This is a genomic window from Micromonospora sp. WMMD1076 (assembly GCF_029581475.1).
Classification (GTDB): Bacteria; Actinomycetota; Actinomycetes; order Mycobacteriales; family Micromonosporaceae; genus Micromonospora; species Micromonospora aurantiaca.
The window spans coordinates 1,548,091-1,563,169 of record NZ_CP120862.1; the positions used below are offsets into that span (position 1 = coordinate 1,548,091).

15 protein-coding genes are annotated in these 15,079 nt (G+C 72.9%); 5 read left to right on the forward strand and 10 right to left on the reverse strand.

From position 1 onward, the window contains the following. Nucleotides 1-84 precede the first annotated feature (84 nt). Together O7622_RS07705 and O7622_RS07710 are read right to left on the reverse strand one after the other, a co-directional pair. Nucleotides 85-780, reverse strand: a complete 696-nt coding sequence (locus O7622_RS07705; protein ID WP_282312575.1) for a proteasome protein — start codon at nucleotides 778-780, stop codon at nucleotides 85-87. A gap of 227 nt (nucleotides 781-1,007) precedes the next feature. Beyond that, entirely contained in the window at nucleotides 1,008-1,946 is a 939-nt protein-coding gene (locus tag O7622_RS07710; RefSeq protein ID WP_282312576.1) for a helix-turn-helix domain-containing protein, read from the reverse strand. 94 nt (nucleotides 1,947-2,040) lie between these two features. Here O7622_RS07710 and O7622_RS07715 point away from each other — a divergent pair, with 94 nt between their 5' ends. From O7622_RS07715 to O7622_RS07725, 3 genes are all read left to right on the forward strand, one after another. Then, nucleotides 2,041-3,048 (forward strand): saccharopine dehydrogenase NADP-binding domain-containing protein, encoded by a 1,008-nt coding sequence (locus O7622_RS07715; RefSeq protein WP_282312577.1) that lies wholly within the window; start codon nucleotides 2,041-2,043, stop codon nucleotides 3,046-3,048. Between the two features lie 132 nt (nucleotides 3,049-3,180). After that, on the forward strand, nucleotides 3,181-5,301 hold the full coding sequence (locus O7622_RS07720; protein WP_282312579.1) for a cellulase family glycosylhydrolase: 2,121 nt from the start codon (nucleotides 3,181-3,183) through the stop codon (nucleotides 5,299-5,301). 110 nt (nucleotides 5,302-5,411) lie between these two features. Beyond that, nucleotides 5,412-6,275 (forward strand): alpha/beta hydrolase, encoded by an 864-nt coding sequence (locus O7622_RS07725; protein WP_282312580.1) that lies wholly within the window; start codon nucleotides 5,412-5,414, stop codon nucleotides 6,273-6,275. A gap of 6 nt (nucleotides 6,276-6,281) precedes the next feature. On the opposite strand, the gene O7622_RS07730 is transcribed toward O7622_RS07725, so the two are convergent. The 5 genes from O7622_RS07730 to O7622_RS07750 all read right to left on the reverse strand — a co-directional run bounded on the left by O7622_RS07730 (nucleotide 6,282) and on the right by O7622_RS07750 (nucleotide 9,606). Next, on the reverse strand, nucleotides 6,282-6,542 hold the full coding sequence (locus tag O7622_RS07730; RefSeq protein WP_282312581.1) for a hypothetical protein: 261 nt from the start codon (nucleotides 6,540-6,542) through the stop codon (nucleotides 6,282-6,284). 76 nt (nucleotides 6,543-6,618) lie between these two features. After that, nucleotides 6,619-6,810 (reverse strand): general stress protein CsbD, encoded by a 192-nt coding sequence (locus O7622_RS07735; protein WP_120571734.1) that lies wholly within the window; start codon nucleotides 6,808-6,810, stop codon nucleotides 6,619-6,621. Between the two features lie 198 nt (nucleotides 6,811-7,008). Next, nucleotides 7,009-7,725 (reverse strand): VOC family protein, encoded by a 717-nt coding sequence (locus tag O7622_RS07740; protein ID WP_282312582.1) that lies wholly within the window; start codon nucleotides 7,723-7,725, stop codon nucleotides 7,009-7,011. Nucleotides 7,726-7,852: 127 nt separating this feature from the next. Then, complete coding sequence (locus O7622_RS07745) at nucleotides 7,853-8,875, reverse strand: hypothetical protein (protein ID WP_282312584.1); 1,023 nt, start codon at nucleotides 8,873-8,875, stop codon at nucleotides 7,853-7,855. Between the two features lie 74 nt (nucleotides 8,876-8,949). Next, nucleotides 8,950-9,606: a 4'-phosphopantetheinyl transferase superfamily protein gene (locus tag O7622_RS07750; RefSeq protein ID WP_282312586.1), complete on the reverse strand. Its 657-nt coding sequence runs from the start codon at nucleotides 9,604-9,606 to the stop codon at nucleotides 8,950-8,952. 126 nt (nucleotides 9,607-9,732) lie between these two features. Here O7622_RS07750 and O7622_RS07755 point away from each other — a divergent pair, with 126 nt between their 5' ends. Then, nucleotides 9,733-10,008, forward strand: a complete 276-nt coding sequence (locus tag O7622_RS07755) for a hypothetical protein (RefSeq protein ID WP_282312587.1) — start codon at nucleotides 9,733-9,735, stop codon at nucleotides 10,006-10,008. A gap of 52 nt (nucleotides 10,009-10,060) precedes the next feature. On the opposite strand, the gene O7622_RS07760 is transcribed toward O7622_RS07755, so the two are convergent. The 3 genes from O7622_RS07760 to O7622_RS07770 form a co-directional block, all read right to left on the reverse strand. Next, nucleotides 10,061-10,834, reverse strand: a complete 774-nt coding sequence (locus O7622_RS07760) for a peptidase (protein WP_282312589.1) — start codon at nucleotides 10,832-10,834, stop codon at nucleotides 10,061-10,063. A 2-nt stretch (nucleotides 10,835-10,836) separates the two neighbouring features. Then, complete coding sequence (locus O7622_RS07765) at nucleotides 10,837-12,129, reverse strand: VWA domain-containing protein (RefSeq protein ID WP_282312590.1); 1,293 nt, start codon at nucleotides 12,127-12,129, stop codon at nucleotides 10,837-10,839. Between the two features lie 304 nt (nucleotides 12,130-12,433). Beyond that, the gene (locus tag O7622_RS07770; protein ID WP_282312591.1) at nucleotides 12,434-14,104 is read right to left on the reverse strand and encodes a phospholipid carrier-dependent glycosyltransferase; all 1,671 of its coding nucleotides are present in this window, start codon (nucleotides 14,102-14,104) and stop codon (nucleotides 12,434-12,436) included. Nucleotides 14,105-14,187: 83 nt separating this feature from the next. Here O7622_RS07770 and rsmI point away from each other — a divergent pair, with 83 nt between their 5' ends. Next, complete coding sequence (rsmI, locus tag O7622_RS07775; protein ID WP_282312592.1) at nucleotides 14,188-15,036, forward strand: 16S rRNA (cytidine(1402)-2'-O)-methyltransferase; 849 nt, start codon at nucleotides 14,188-14,190, stop codon at nucleotides 15,034-15,036. Nucleotides 15,037-15,079 lie beyond the last annotated feature (43 nt).

Below are 15,079 nucleotides of genomic sequence, written 5' to 3' on the forward strand. Positions count from 1 at the left end.
CAAGGGCCGTTTCCGCCAGCCGGAAGCGGCCTTTTTCGATCTCCCTCAGCAGCGTTTGCCCAAGATCCTCGGCACCCGTCCGCGTCAGTCGAACAGCCGGTCGAGCGCTTCCTGTTCGAGGTCGCGCCAGCGCTCGGCGTCCTTCAGCGCCTTGGCGATCTCCTTCTCGTCGAGGTGGTGCGCGCCCTCCTCGCGGACGCACGCGACGCTGAACGGGCCGCCGACCGACGGCGAGGTCCGCTCCAGCGCCTCCAGCACCCGTACCACGCCCACCACGCCGTACTCGACGGGGCGCGTGGTCATCCGGAAGTGGGACAGCAGCGCACCGGCCTGCTGGGCCATGGGCGCGCCGGAGCCGATGGCGTGGAAGCCCACGTCCTCGTAGCGGCCGATGAGCCCGTTGGGGTTGATCTCCACGATCCACGGGCCGCCCTGGCTGTAGCCGGCCGCGAGCAGGTACGCCGACACCCCGCCGCCGGCACCCTCGCCGGGTACGTCCGGAATGTAGTTCGCGTAGTGCTTCTTGAAGACGGGTAGGACGCGCTCCTGCAACTCGTCGCCGATGTCGGGTGCTTCGAGGATGGCGGTGGCCGAGTCCTGGAGGAGGGGGCGCAGGTCGTTGAGCACTCCCCGCGCGCCGCTGCCACCCCAGGCGGCGCAGTCGCCCAGCGGGTGCAGCTTCTGGGCGGGGAAGCTCAGACCGCGATCGCTCTCGGTGATCTGGGAGTCCGCGCCGATCACCACCCCGTCTTCGCAGACGACGGCGAGTACGACGGTCATGGGGATCCTCCTGGGCAGGGGTACGGGGTAGGGCGCGAGGTACCCGGCAACCCGTCTGCCTACACCCCGGCAGGTGTCGGCCCGCTCACTGCCTCGGACGAAACCTCGTGCGCCGGCACGTTCGTCGGGCGCCCGGGCCGACGATGATCACTGGGGTTCGTGGAAGTAGATCGCGTTCGTCGATCGATGACGCGTCTGCTGCCCAGCCGGATGCAGAGGCAACCCGGTCAGCCGCTGCGGAACGTGCGGCGGTAGGTGTCCGGCGGCACGCCGACGGCGCGCTGGAAGTGCCGGCGCAGCGTCGTCGCCGTACCCATGCCTGATGCCTCGGCGACGGCGTCGATGCCGTCGTCGGTGTTCTCCAGCAGCTCCTGCGCCCGCCGGATGCGCTGCGTGGCCAGCCACTGCGACGGCGTGGCGCCGGTAGCGGCGGTGAAGTGCCGCACCAGGTTTCGGGTGCTCATGGTGGCCTGGCGGGCGAGGTCGGCGACTGTCAGCGGGCGGTCCAGCCGCGCCATCGCCCAGGGGAGCAGCGCGGCGAGCGGGTGGTCCTCGCGGGCCGGGACCGGGGTGGTGACGTACTGGGCCTGGCCGCCCGCGCGGTGCGGCGGCACCACCAGGCGGCGGGCGACGGCGTTGGCGACAGTCGAGCCGTGGTCGCGGCGGATCAGGTGCAGGCACAGGTCGATCGCGGCTGCCTTGCCGGCGGAGGCGAGCACGTCGCCGTTGTCCACATAGAGCACGTCCGGGTCGACCTGCACGCGCGGGTAGCGCGCGGCGAGCGCGTCGGTGTGCGCCCAGTGGGTGGTGGCGCGCAGCCCGTCGAGGATGCCGGCGGCGGCGAGGACGAACGCGCCGGTGCAGAACGAGACCATCCGCGCGCCCGCCTGGTGGGCGGCGCGGACGGCGTCGACCAGGTCGGACGGCGGCTCGGCGTCGGTGTCCTCGATCGCCGGGACGATCACCGTGTGGGCGCGGGCGAGGTGGTCCAGCCCGTGGTCGGGCGTGACCGCGAACCGCCCGACGCCGACCGGGCAGGGACCGCAGACCACCAGGTCGTACCAGGGGTCGGCCAGGCCGGTCGGGTCGCGCACGAAGATCTCGCAGGCCGCCGCCAGCTCGAAGTGCAGCATCCCGCCGGTGGCGGCGAGCGCGATCAGGGTCATGTCCGAAACTGTACGGGCATTGTCGTTTGCGACGCTGGCCCGGCCCACGGATCCCGGCGAGGATCATTCCAGTCGATCTTCGAGGGGGACCATCATGCAGGTGGCGGTGTTCGGGGCGTACGGCCACACCGGACGGTTCGTGGTGGCGGAGCTGCGAGAGCGGGGCTACGAGCCGCTGCCGCTCGGACGCGACGCGGGAAAGCTGGCGGCGGCTTTCCCGGAGGTGGAGCACCGGGTGGCATCGGTGGACGACCCGGCCTCGCTGGACCGGGCGCTGGCCGGGGCGGCGGCGGTGGTCAACTGCGCCGGGCCGTTCGCCTCGACCGCCGGGCCGCTGATCGGGGCCGCGTTGCGGGCCGGGATCCTCTACGTCGACGTGGCGGCCGAGATCGAGGCGAACCGGGACACGTTCGCGCACCACGCCGAGCGTGCCGAGAACGCCGGAGTCGCGGTGGTGCCCGCCATGGCGTTCTTCGGCGGGCTCGGCGACCTGCTGGTCACCACCGCGATGGGGGACTGGACGGCGGCCGACGAGGCGCACGTCGCGTACGGGCTGAGCAGCTGGCACCCGACGGCCGGGACGGTCGCCTCCGGCGTCGTCTCGCGCGAGCGCCGCGACGGCCGGCGGGTCCGCTTCGCCGGCGGGCGCCTGGTGTACGCCGACGGCGACCTGCCCCGGCGGGACTGGGAGTTCCCGGCGCCGCTCGGCGTCCGGCCGGTGCTGGGCGAGTTCACCATGGCCGACGTGGTGACGGTGCCGAGCCACCTGGAGATCCCGGAGGTGTGCACGTACATGACGGTGAACGCGGCGGGCGACCTGGCCGCCGGGGAGGCGCCGGCCGCCGTGGACGAGCGTGGCCGGTCGGCCCAGACGTTCACAGTCGACGTGGTGGTGCGTGCGGGTGACGTCCGCCGGCGGGTGGTGGCCCACGGGCAGGACATCTACGCGATCAGCGCACCGCTCGCGGTCGAGGCGGTCCACCGGATCCTGACCGGGCGGACGCGGGCGGCCGGTGTCGCGTCGGCCGGGCGGATCTTCGACGCGCCGGACTTCCTGCGCGCGCTGTCGGCGCACCTCACCGTCGAGACGCCGCCGGCCTGATGCGCCCGCCGGCCGCCCGCATCCACATCTGCCGATTGACAATGTTTGGAATCCAAACTTACTCTCGCGCTGGGCGGGTGCGCGCCCCGCCTTCCCCGTCCACGCGCCCCACCCCACCACGAAGGAACCACCATGTTCCGCTCTCCCCGTACCGCCCGATTGCGGGTCGGCCTGGTCGCGGCGACCGCCGCGGCACTCGTGACAGGCACCGCCGTGATGGCGACGAACGCCCAGGCGGCGGCCGGCTGCCGCGTCACCTACACGACCGCCAGCCAGTGGCCCGGCGGCTTCACCGCGAACGTCGACGTGACCAACCTCGGTGACCCGATCAACGGCTGGAACCTGCGCTGGACGTTCCCGTCCGGCCAGCGGGTCACCCAGGCATGGAGCGCCACAGTCACCTCCTCCGGCGCCGACGTCACCGCCACGAACGTCGGCTACAACGGATCCATCGCCACCAACGGCAGCGTCTCGTTCGGCTTCAACGGCTCCTGGTCCGGCGCGAACACCGCGCCCGCCGCGTTCTCCCTCAACGGCGTGGCCTGCACCGGCGGCGTCGGCGGGACCACCCCGCCGCCGCCCACCACGCCACCGCCGACCACTGCGCCCCCGACCACCCCGCCGCCCACCACGCCACCGCCCACGACCCCGCCGCCCGCCGGCAACGCCATGGCCGCCGTCGCCGCCATGCAGCCCGGCTGGAACCTCGGCAACTCCTTCGACGCGGTCGGCGCGGACGAGACCGCATGGGGCAACCCGCGGGTCACCGAGGCGCTGCTCGACAACGTCCGGACGCAGGGCTTCAACAGCATCCGCATCCCGGTGACCTGGAGCAACCACCACGGCGCCGCGCCGAACTACACGATCGACGCGGCCTGGCTGAACCGGGTACGCGAGGTGGTCGGCTGGGCGCTCGCCGACGGCTTCTACGTGGTGCTCAACATCCACCACGACTCGTGGCAGTGGATCAACACGATGCCCACCGACCGCACAGGCGTGCTGAACCGCTACAACGCGCTCTGGACGCAGATCGCCGCCGCGTTCAAGGACTCCTCGCCGAGACTGACCTTCGAGAGCGTCAACGAGCCGCAGTTCACCGGCAGCTCCGGCGACGCGCAGAACGCCACGCTGCTCAACGAGCTGAACACCTCGTTCCACCGCGTCGTCCGCCAGTCCGGCGGCGGCAACGCCACCCGGCTGCTGGTCCTGCCGACCCTGCACACCTCGGCCGAGCAGGCCCGGGTGAACGAGCTGGTCAGCACGTTCAACGCGCTCAACGACCCGAACCTGATCGCCACCGTGCACTTCTACGGGTACTGGCCGTTCAGCGTGAACGTCGCCGGGGGAACCCGGTTCGACGCGACTGTGCAGCAGGACCTGACCGACCAGTTCGACCGGGTCTACAACGCCTTCGTCACACGCAACATCCCGGTGATCATCGGCGAGTACGGGCTGCTCGGCTTCGACCGCCACACCGGCACCATCGAGCAGGGCGAGAAGCTCAAGTTCTTCGAGTTCCTCGGCCACTACGCACGCAGCCGCAAGCTGACCACCCAGCTCTGGGACAACGGCCAGCACTTCGACCGCACGTCGTTCGTGTGGAAGGACCCCGAGCTGTTCGCGCAGATCAAGTCGAGCTGGACGACCCGCTCCGGCACCGCGTCCAGCGACCAGGTGTACGTGCCGCGCACCGGCACGATCACCGCCAAGAGCCTGACGCTCAACCTGAACGGCACCACGTTCCAGGGGCTGCGCCAGGGCACCACCGACCTGGTGAACGGCACCGACTACACGGTCTCCGGCAGCACCCTGACGCTCACCGCGTCGGCGCTGACCCGGCTGGTCGGCTCCCGCGCGTACGGGGTGAACGCCAACCTCCAGGCCCGCTTCTCCGCGGGCGTGCCGTGGCGGATCAGCATCATCACGTACGACCCGCCGGTGCTCTCCAACGCCACGGGCACCACCGCCGCGTTCACGCTGCCGGCGCAGTTCCGCGGTGACCAACTGGCCACGATGGAGGCGAAGTACGCCGACGGCAGCAACGCCGGGCCGCACAACTGGACCTCGTACAAGGAGTTCGACGTGACGTTCGCGCCGAACTACACCGGCAACACGATCGCGCTGAAGCCGGAGTTCTTCGCCGAGGTCAACGACGGCCAGCGGGTCACGCTGACGTTCCACTTCTGGAGCGGCACGAAGCTGACCTACTACGTGACCAAGTCCGGCAGCACCGTCACCGGCACGGTGAGCTGACCGCTACGGCACTGCTCGCGGCGGTGGGCGTCGACACCGCCGCGAGCCGCGCCCGGAACACGTGTGCGCCGGACCGATGATTTCCGGGGCCGGCGCCGGTCGACACAGGCATGAAGACGCTCACTCTCCAGACGCCCGAGGTCGACCTGGTCTACGACGTCCACGCCCCCACGGCGGCCGAAGCCGGGCACCGTCCCCTGTTCATGATCGCTCAGCCCATGTGCGCCGACGGCTTCACCACGCTCGCGTCGTACTTCCCGGACCGGACCGTCATCACGTACGACCCGCGCGGGCTCGGCCGCAGCGTCCGCAAGGACGGCCGGAACGACTCGCTGCCCGAGGTGCAGGCCCGGGACGTACGCGACATCGTCGACGCCCTCGGCGTGGGCCCGGTCGACATGTTCGCCAGCAGCGGCGGCGCGGTGACCGCGCTCGCCCTGGTGGCCGCCTACCCGGACGTGGTGACCACGCTCGTGGCGCACGAGCCGCCGCTGGTCACGCTGCTCCCCGACGCCGAGGCGACCGGCCGGGCCATGGCCGCCTGCCAGGAGGCGTACCGGAAGAACGGCTGGGGTGCCGGCATGGCGGCGTTCATCGTCATGACGTCGTGGCGCGGCGAGTTCACCGACGACTACTTCGCGCAGCCCGCGCCGGACCCGGCCGCGTTCGGGATGCCGGCCGAGGACGACGGCAGCCGGGACGACCCACTGCTCTCCGACCGGTCCGCGGCGGTCACCGTCTACCGGCCGGACGTCGACGCGCTGCGCGCCGCGCCCACCTGGGTCGTGGTGGCGGTGGGCGAGGAGTCGGCGGAGACCCTCACCGCGCGGACGTCGGTGGCCACCGCCGAGTTGCTCGGCGGACAGGCCGCGGTCTTCCCGAGCCACCACGGCGGGTTCCTCGGCGAGGGGATGGGCCACGCCGGGCAGCCGGAGGCGTTCGCACGCCGGCTGCGGGAGATCCTCGACGCCTGATCGGGCTCAGGCCCGGCCCACCTCGGTGAGCATCGCGGGGTAGGGCCCGGCCGGTGTGCCGGGCCCGGCCTGGTCCGCGGGGACGACGTTCTCCATCCGCAGCCGCAGGAGGGCCGGGTCGGCGGTGTCGAGGACGATCCGCCATCCCCAGCCGCCGCCGTACTCGGCGCTCAGTTCGACAGCCGACACCCCGTCCGCCGCGCCGGTGAGCGTCATCGGGGTCGGCTGCTGGTGCCACGAGTCGCCCCACCAGGCGACACTGCCCATCCACGCCAGTCCGGGGAGATCTTGGAAGGTTTCGGCGGAGGGGCCGTTTCGTACCAAGATCTCCGGCGGGGCAGGGTCAGGCGGAGAAGTTGTCGTCGGCGTCGCGGGCGTCCGCCTGGATGTGCTCGCCGGGGCGCTTGCCCCGGATCTCGTCCTGCTCGCGTACCCGGTCCGCTTCGGCGTGTTCGTCCTGGTTCAGGTCACCGAGCCGCGCCCGGGCCGGACCGGCCAGGTCCTCCAGGTCGTTCTTCGCGCGCTCGACGCTCATGCCGCCTCCCCGGATCGTCGCGTGGCGGCGCTCGCCACCTGTCGCGTCGCGTCCCCGCTGACCCGGCCGGCAAACCGCCGCCACCGGCCCGCCTCCGCCACGCGACCCGAGCCGGCCGCACCGCTTCGACCCGGGCGGCTTTGCTGCCGCGACCGAGCCGGCCGCGCCGCTTCGACCCGGGCCGCCAACGCCGGGCTGCTATGCGGGCGGCATGCTCGCGATCAGGTCCTCGGCGTGCCGCAGCGTGTCGGCCAGCGCGTCGCGCGATCCGTCGTCCAGCGGGACCGAGCGGGCCTGCCGCACCAGCTCCCGCGCGGACTCCGGCTCGTCGAGTTGCAGCGCCAGCTCCGCCCGGTAGACCAGCGCCTCCACCAGGACGGCCGGGTCGTCGGCGGCATCCGGGCGGGCGAGCACGCCGTCGAGGATCCGCGCGGCCTGCTGGGGATTGCCGCGGGAGTCGGCCTGCACCACCGCGTTCTGCAGCGTACGGGCCAGCCCGCCCCTGTCGTCGGTCTCCGTGGGACCGCTCCGGCCGACGAACCGGATCCAGTTGCCGCCGGGATCGACGATGCTGAACCCGAAGTGGCCCTCCTGGTTGCGGCGGGGCCGGGGCCGGGTCATCCGGGGCACGCCGGAGACGAGCACCTTGCCGTACGTGGCACGCATGCCGTCGGTGAAGGACCGGTGGATGTCGACCAGGTCGTCCACCACCACCAGGCAGGAGCCGTACGAGTCGGCGGGATCGAACTGCGGCATCCCGAAGAAGTGCAGATGGAGATCCTCCCGCCGCAGCGTCAGGTACGGGTTCGGGCGCTCCTGCCGGTACGTGACCTCGAAGCCGAGGGCCTGGTAGAAGGGCGCCACGTCGTCCAGGGAGCGGCACGGCAGCAGCGGGATCGTCGTCTCGTTCGCCATGCTCCGAGCCTGGCGACCGAGGGCCGGCTCGCGCACATGGAAATGTCCGTTCGGCTGCCGGCGCCGTCCGAACGGACACGGGGGCCGGTCCGTAGTGGACCGGCCCCCGTGCGGGGTCTCGTTCGGGTCAGGGCTTCCAGGACCCGGCGGAACGGAAGCGGTGCTTGTACTCCACGACGCCGTTCTGGTCCTTCACGTCGAAGATGAGCTGGCCGCTGCGCTTGGAACCCTCGGGCAGGTTGGTGCCCGAGGTCATCAGCTTGCCGCAACCCGAGAAGGCGCCGCCGATGCCGCTCTCCTCGGTGCCGTCCGCTGCGACCCAGGTGAAGTAGAACGGGTTGATCGAGCCGGTGCCCTTGGTGATCTCGGCGGTCACGTCGGCGATCAGGAACATGCCGTTCTTCGGACCGGGCATGACCTCGCTGCAGGCGGCGTTCCTGGTCCGGAAGTTGCCGACGGTGATCTCGATGGTGCCCCGGTCGTCGTTGACGACCAGCTTGTCGCCGGCCGGCATGTTGAACGTCTTGTCGTCGCTGTTGCCTGGCTGCGGCGTGCCGGTGGGAGCGCCCGTCGGTGTGTCACCTGTGGGCTGGCCGTAGGTGACGCCCGGGGTGGGCAGCGAGTCGATCGCCTCCTGGGTCTTCTTCGCGCCGCTGTAGATGGCGAAGATGCCGCCACCGCAGCACAGCAGCAGCAGGATCACCGCGATGATGCCGACAGTGATCCAGACGTTCTTGTTCGACTTCTTCGCCGGCGGTCCGAAGGGCGCTCCGGGCGGCGGCGGGTACGCGCCACCACCCGGCGGCGGGTAGCCACCCGGCTGCTGGTACTCGCCGCCCGGGGGCTGGTACGCGGCGCCCGGGGGCTGATACTCGCCACCTGGCGGCGGGTACGCACCGCCCGGCGGCTGGTACGCGGCACCCGGCTGCTGGTACTCGCTGCCCGGCGGCGGGTACGGCGCGCCCGGGAGGGGCGGCTGCGGCGCGTCCGAGGGCGGCGGGTAGGGCGAGCCCGAGGTCGGAGCGGGCGGTGGCGCGTACGGGTTGCCCGGCACCGGAGGCATCGGGGCGGTGGGGAACGCCTGCGTCGGCGGTTCCTGCGGCTGCTGGTTCGGGTCCGGTGACCCGGACGGAGGCTGAGGGTGGCTCACCGTACTCCTTGGGCGCCTTCGGAATTTCAGTCGGAACGACGGTACAAGCCGGGCACAACCCGCCCGGCAGTGCCTCATCGACGGAGCAGGACGGCCGCGGTGCGGACCAGGTCGTCGTCCACGGCGAACCGTCCGGTCACCGCTGACGGCGGATCGGGCACCGGTGCGGCGGCGAGCCGGGCCGGGGCGATGGCGGCGTGGAAGGTGCCCGTCTCCGGGTCGAGCACGACGCGAGCGTCGGCGAAGCCCAGCCACGTGCCGACGAGCGGGTGCCAGACCTTGTAGACGGTCTCCTTCGCGCTGAACAACACGGTCGGCCAGGGCGTGCCGGGCGGCAGCCGGGCCAGGTCCGCCTCCTCGTCGGGGCGGCACACCTTCCGGCGTACCCCCGGGGAGAGCGGCCGGTAACGCTCGGCGTCGATACCGACGGCGCGCACGCCGGTGGCGCGGGCGGCTGCTGCGGCGCAGTAGTCGCGGGTGTGGGTGATGGCGCCGACCACGCCGGGCGGCCAGATCGGGGCCCGGTCGGCGCCGGCCGGCACCGGCGTGGCGGGCAGGCCGAGCGCGCCGAGCGCCCGCCGGGCGCAGACCCGCCCGGCGGTGAAGTCGCGCCGCCGGCCGGGTACCGCGCGCTCGCCCAGGGCGGGCAGCTCGGCCGGGAGCAGCTCACCGGCCCAGTCGGCCGCGCCGGCCACCGCCACGGCGACCTCGGCCGGAAGCAGATCACGCACGAGAGGTGGATGACGGGGACACGCGGTGAACGTACCGTAACGCTTGGGCATGCCGCTGCGCTGAAGGCACGTTGCGGGGAGGCAACCGGTCCATCACCACCATTCCCGACTCGGAAGGAGCGGCCGATGACGCCTGGCGCGGAGGTTTCGGGGAGTACCGGCGGCGAGCACGCGCCGGTGACCCCCGACTGGACCTGCGGCTCGTGCGGTGACGACTGGCCCTGCGCCACGAAACGTCATCACCTGCTGCGCGAGTACCAGGTGGACCGGGCGTCGTTGAGCGTCTATCTCGGATCCTGCCTCGCCGCGGCGACGCAGGATCTGCGTTCCGTGCCGGTCACCGCGCTCCAGGACCGGTTCATCGGCTGGGTGCCGCGCGGCCCGCGTACCGCTGAGGCGTGAGCGCGTCCGGTGGCCGCCGCGTCGGGTTCGCGGCGGCCACCGGCTGCGGTCCTCAGGGGCGGCGCGGCCGCCGGGTGAGCCCGAAGCCGACCACGCCGGCCACGGCGGCGAGCACGCCGCCCACTGTGGTCCACACCCAGCGTGATCCGGCCTCGGGGAGCCACCCGGTCAGGTCGATCTCCTCGTCGGCCACCGGCTCGGGCGTCGGCTCGGCGCTGAGCACGGTGCCGGCCCTGGTGTTCGGTACCAGCGGCGCGGCCAGGTCGCCGTCGTCGCCGGACGCGCCGCCCTCGTCGGTCGCGCCGACGAGCATCTCCACGTCGATCGGCAGGCCGAGGTCGGGTTCGGGCAGGTCGGTGACGGAGAGCCGGACGTAGTAGGTGCCGGGCAGCGGGTCGCCCGACCAGGGCTCGGCCCACGGCCGTACCCGGCGCAGCGTGCAGCCCAGCGCGACGCTCGTCGCCGACGCGTCAGCGGTCGGGGTCTGCGCGCCCGCCGTGCACGCCTGCCGGCGGCGCAGCCCGTCGAAGACGTCGACGGCCCAGGTGGACGCGCCGCTGCGTGGCTTCGGGAACGTGACGGTCGCGGTGACCTCGTGCACCTGCCCGGCGTCGGCGCGGAACGACCAGTACAGGTGGTCGCCGGTCGACGCGCCCACCTGCACCGGCTGGCCGGCGGTGACTGTGGTGGCGGTAAGGAACGAGGTGCCGGCCTTGGTCACCGTGGTCGCGCCCGGTGACGGGCTGGGCGCGGCCAGGGCCGCCGCCGGGGTGAGGGCGAGTCCGACGGCGGTGGTCGCCGCCGCGGCGCGGATCAGCGTACGCATGCTCAGTTCACCCTCCACGTGTGCACCCACCAGCGGGTGAGCAGTCCGGCGACCAGCCCGGTGAGCAGTCCGGCGAGCGTGAGCAGGAGCAGCAGCACCCAGCCGCGGCCCAGATCCGGCCCGTCCGGCGCGGGAGAGGCGGCCACCACGTCCACTGTCAGTTCCACCGGCATGCCGGGCCGGGCCTGGGTGCCGGGCTTGGCCGCGAACGAGTTGCTGACGACCAGGCAGACGGTCCGTACGGCCTGCTCCCCGCCGGCGCTCGGCTCCGGGCTCGGCCCGTCCTCCTCCTCTTCGGCGGCCGACCAGCGCAGCCCGGCGGAGACCACGTCGGTACGCCCGCTGCCGGCGTCGACGCCCCGGACCAGTTCCCGCCCGTCCGGCGCGGTGGCGCGCAGCAGCACGCCGTAGTCCGGGTTGACCGGCCGGTCCAGCGCGACGCTCACCGAGGCGCGCAGTTCCTGCCCGGGACGCACCGGCACCCGGTACCAGCGGTGCTCGGAGAACGCCTCCCGGTCGCTGTAGACGCCGGGGGCGAGCAGCGGCGCGCCCTCGCACGCCGTGCCGCCGCCCACCACAGCCGGAGCGGCCGTGTACGTGTCCCGGGCGCGGTCGACCAGCTGCTTGATCCGGCCGGTCAGCTCGTCGGCGCTCTGCGCGGCGGTGTAGGTGCCCCCTGTCGCGCCGGCGATGCAGAGCAACTGCTTGCGTACCTTCTCGTCGGGCGCCAGGCCGAGCGTGTCGACCACCAGGCGGGTGCCCTGGGCGGCCAGCTCGCGGGCCACCTCGCACGGGTCGGGCGGCGCGCAGGTGTCCTCACCGTCGGTGATCAGCACGATCCGGCGGGCGGTGCTGCCGGTGCCCAGGTCCTGCGCGGCGGAGCGCAGCGCCAGCCCGACCGGTGTGAAACCGGTCGGGCGCAGCCCGGCCACTGCGGCCTTGGCCTGGGTACGGTCCACCGGGCCGACCGGCACGATCTGCTGGGTGTCCAGGCAGCCCTGCTTCTTGTCCTTGCCCCGGTAGGTGGCGCCGAGCACCCGGATGCCGAGCTGTGTCTCGTCCGGCAGGGCGTCGACGACCTCGTTGAACGCCTGCTGCGCGACGGAGATCCGGCTGCGGCCGTCGATGTCGCGGGCCCGCATCGATCCGCTGACGTCGAGGACCAGCTCGACCTTGGGTGGTTCGGCGACGGGCTCGGTGGTCTCGTCGTCGGCCCCGGCGGGGCTCGGCCCGATCATCGCGGCCGCCGCCAGCAGTCCGATGAGGACGGCCGTCGATCGTCTCTTGTTGATCACCGGGCGAAGTGTAGTGAGACCCACTTTGGAAGATCATCCGGGTCGGAGGTGCCCTCCGAGGGCCCGTTCCGGCGTCCGCCGGGGCCGTCACGCTCGCACGCGGCCACCCACCGTTAGCTGCACCATGTAAACCTTTCGGCCGGTGGTGCACTCGTCGGAAATCTGACCGGCCCGCACCCGTTGTGCCGTTGCCGGAGTGTGGTTAAGCTCTGTCTTGCGCGCCCCAATCGCCCGCTTCCCCCGTGGCAGGCGATCGGGGCGCGCTTCTTTGTGCCCGGCGCCGCGCAGTCCCCGGCGTCCCGCGTCAGATCCAGCGGCCGTCCATCCACATCCGCGCCGACCAGTCCGCGTACGGCAGCACCCGGCCCACGAAGATCGGGTAGAAGTACGCGAAACAGAGCGCCACGAGCAACACGTATGCGCCCGCGATGATCCCGCCCACCAGCCGGCGGTCGTGGACCTGTTGCGGGTCCGGTGGCGCGGCCGTGTTCGTCACCGGCGCCGGGGTGGCGATCGCGCCGAGCACGTAGACCACCGCGAGCACCAGGAACGGCACCGCCGGTGCGGCGTAGAAGGAGAACATCGTCCGGCCGTCGAGGGCGAACCAGAACCAGGGCAGCAGGCCGGCGGCGGCGCTGAGCAGGATCGCGCCCGCCCGCCAGTCACGCCGGGCCAGGCCGAGCCAGGCGGTCGCGGCCAGCGCCGGCAGGAACGACCACCACAGCAGCGGCGTGCCCAGCAGCAGCACCTCCGAGGCGCAGCTCGGCGCGCCACAACTGCCGTCCCCGGACCAGTGGAACGCCACCGGGCGGCCGAGCAGCAGCCACTGCCAGGGCCAGGACTGGTACTTGTGCGGGTCGTCGAGCTGGGTGTGGAAGCCGTACGCCGCCTTGTGGTACTCCCACAGGTTGATCAGCGCGCCGACGAACGGGGTGTCGCTCAGCTCCGGGTTGTTCGGGTAGCGCTCCGCCAGGCGGTAGTAGCCGTCCTGGCCGAGCAGCCAGCCCGACCAGGTCGCCACGTAGGTCACGAGCATCAGCACGCCCGCGGCGAGCAGCCACGGCAGCTCGTCGAGCACGGCGTCGCGCCACGGCCGGCGTACCCCGGACGAGCGGCGGACGCCCACCTCCCAGAGCAGCACCAGCAACGCGAACGCCGGTACGAAGTAGAGCGCGCTCCATTTCACCGAGCAGGCGCAGCCGAGCAGCACACCGGCCGCCAGCCGCCACCACGGCCAGTCCCGCCAGCCCGACGACGGACGGCCGGCCCGGCCCGGCTGTGTCGGGTCGAGCCCGCCCTCCAGGGCCCGGGCCCAGCGCCGCCGCCGGGCGTCCCGGTCGAGCACCAGCGCGCCGAACGCGGCGAGCACGAACAGCAGCAGGAAGATGTCGAGGATGGCCGTGCGGGACAGCACCAGGTGGTAGCCGTCGAGCGCGAGCAGCAGGCCGGCCGCGCAGCCGAGCACCGTGGAGCGGAACATCCGCCGCCCGACACGGACCAGCAGCAGCACCGACAGCGTGCCGGCCACCGCCGCTCCGAACCGCCAGCCGAACTCGGGCGAGGTGGTGATCAGGTGGCCCGGCACCGAGACGCCGCTGTCCGCGTCCTGGTAGCCGAAGGCCCACTCGCCGATGCCGATCATCCACTTGCCCAGCGGTGGATGCACCACGTACGAGGGGCCGTTGTCCTTGTAGTTCCACTCGAAGCCGCGGTCGATCAGCCCGTACGCGTCCTTGGCGTAGTAGGTCTCGTCGAAGATCTTCCCGGGCGGGAAACTGAGCCCCACGAAGCGCAGGATCGCCGCGATGCCCACCACCACAGCTGTCGCCAGCCACGCCTGACCTCGGCCGATGCGGTCGTCGACGGTGGCGAGCCGGCGCCGTACGGCGGCGGGAAGCCCGCGCCCGGCGCCGTCGCCCCGGTCGGTGGTGGAAGGGTCCGGGCTCGCGCTCTGTGCTGTCGACGCACTCGTCACCCGGCGATCGTAGGCTGCGAGGGTGCCCGGTGGCGTCTGTCGTCTCCGAAATTGGTACGGCCGTCGATGAGGGAGCGCACGCAGTGGGGGAAATGTCCGAGGTCGGGCGGCTCGTGCTGCTCGGTGCGCCGCTGGGTAATCCGGCCGACGCGTCCGCCCGGTTCCGCGAGGTGCTGGCCGCCGCCGACGTGGTCGCCGCCGAGGACACCCGGCGGCTCACCCGGCTGGCCCGCGACCTGGACGTGACGGTGCCCGGCCGGATCGTCTCGTACTTCGAGGGCAACGAGGAGCGGCGTACGCCGGAGCTGGCCGAGGTGCTCGCCGCCGGCTACACGGTCGCGCTGGTCACCGACGGCGGCATGCCGAGCGTCTCCGACCCCGGCTACCGGCTGGTCCGGGCCGCGCTGGACGCCGGTGTGCCGGTCACCGCCGCGCCCGGGCCGAGCGCCGTCACCACCGCGCTGGCGCTGTCCGGGCTGCCCTGCGACAGGTTCTGCTTCGAGGGCTTCCTGCCGCGTACCCCGGGTGCCCGCCGCTCCCGGCTGCGCGCGCTCGCCGCCGAGGACCGCACGCTGGTGTTCTTCGAGGCGCCGCACCGCATCGCCGGTGCGCTCGCCGACCTGGCCGAGGCGTTCGGCGGGGACCGGCCCGCCGCGCTCTGCCGCGAGTTGACCAAGACCTACGAGGAGGTCGTCCGCCGGCCGCTCGGCGAACTGGCCGGGTGGGCCGCCGAGGGCGATCCGCGGGGCGAGATCACGCTCGTCGTGGCGGGCGCACCGGCCATGCCCGCGGTCCGGCCGGACGACGAGACGCTGCGCGCCGCGGTGGCCGAGCGCGAGGCGGCCGGCCTGTCCCGGCGGGACGCGATCACCGAGGTCGCCACCGCGTACGGGCTGCGGCGGCGCGAGGTGTACGCCGTCGTGCACAGCTGAAAGGAAGGGCCCCTTCTTAACGCCTGCGGTAGAGGAGGGGGCC

What these genes read in the sequence shown, in the direction of transcription:
- O7622_RS07705 (WP_282312575.1), bottom strand. Translation starts at nt 780, where the DNA reads ATGACCGTCGTACTCGCCGTCGTCTGCGAAGACGGGGTGGTGATCGGC.
- O7622_RS07710 (WP_282312576.1), bottom strand. Translation starts at nt 1,946, where the DNA reads ATGACCCTGATCGCGCTCGCCGCCACCGGCGGGATGCTGCACTTCGAG.
- O7622_RS07715 (WP_282312577.1), top strand. Translation starts at nt 2,041, where the DNA reads ATGCAGGTGGCGGTGTTCGGGGCGTACGGCCACACCGGACGGTTCGTG.
- O7622_RS07720 (WP_282312579.1), top strand. Translation starts at nt 3,181, where the DNA reads ATGTTCCGCTCTCCCCGTACCGCCCGATTGCGGGTCGGCCTGGTCGCG.
- O7622_RS07725 (WP_282312580.1), top strand. Translation starts at nt 5,412, where the DNA reads ATGAAGACGCTCACTCTCCAGACGCCCGAGGTCGACCTGGTCTACGAC.
- O7622_RS07730 (WP_282312581.1), bottom strand. Translation starts at nt 6,542, where the DNA reads ATGGGCAGTGTCGCCTGGTGGGGCGACTCGTGGCACCAGCAGCCGACC.
- O7622_RS07735 (WP_120571734.1), bottom strand. Translation starts at nt 6,810, where the DNA reads ATGAGCGTCGAGCGCGCGAAGAACGACCTGGAGGACCTGGCCGGTCCG.
- O7622_RS07740 (WP_282312582.1), bottom strand. Translation starts at nt 7,725, where the DNA reads ATGGCGAACGAGACGACGATCCCGCTGCTGCCGTGCCGCTCCCTGGAC.
- O7622_RS07755 (WP_282312587.1), top strand. Translation starts at nt 9,733, where the DNA reads ATGACGCCTGGCGCGGAGGTTTCGGGGAGTACCGGCGGCGAGCACGCG.
- O7622_RS07760 (WP_282312589.1), bottom strand. Translation starts at nt 10,834, where the DNA reads ATGCGTACGCTGATCCGCGCCGCGGCGGCGACCACCGCCGTCGGACTC.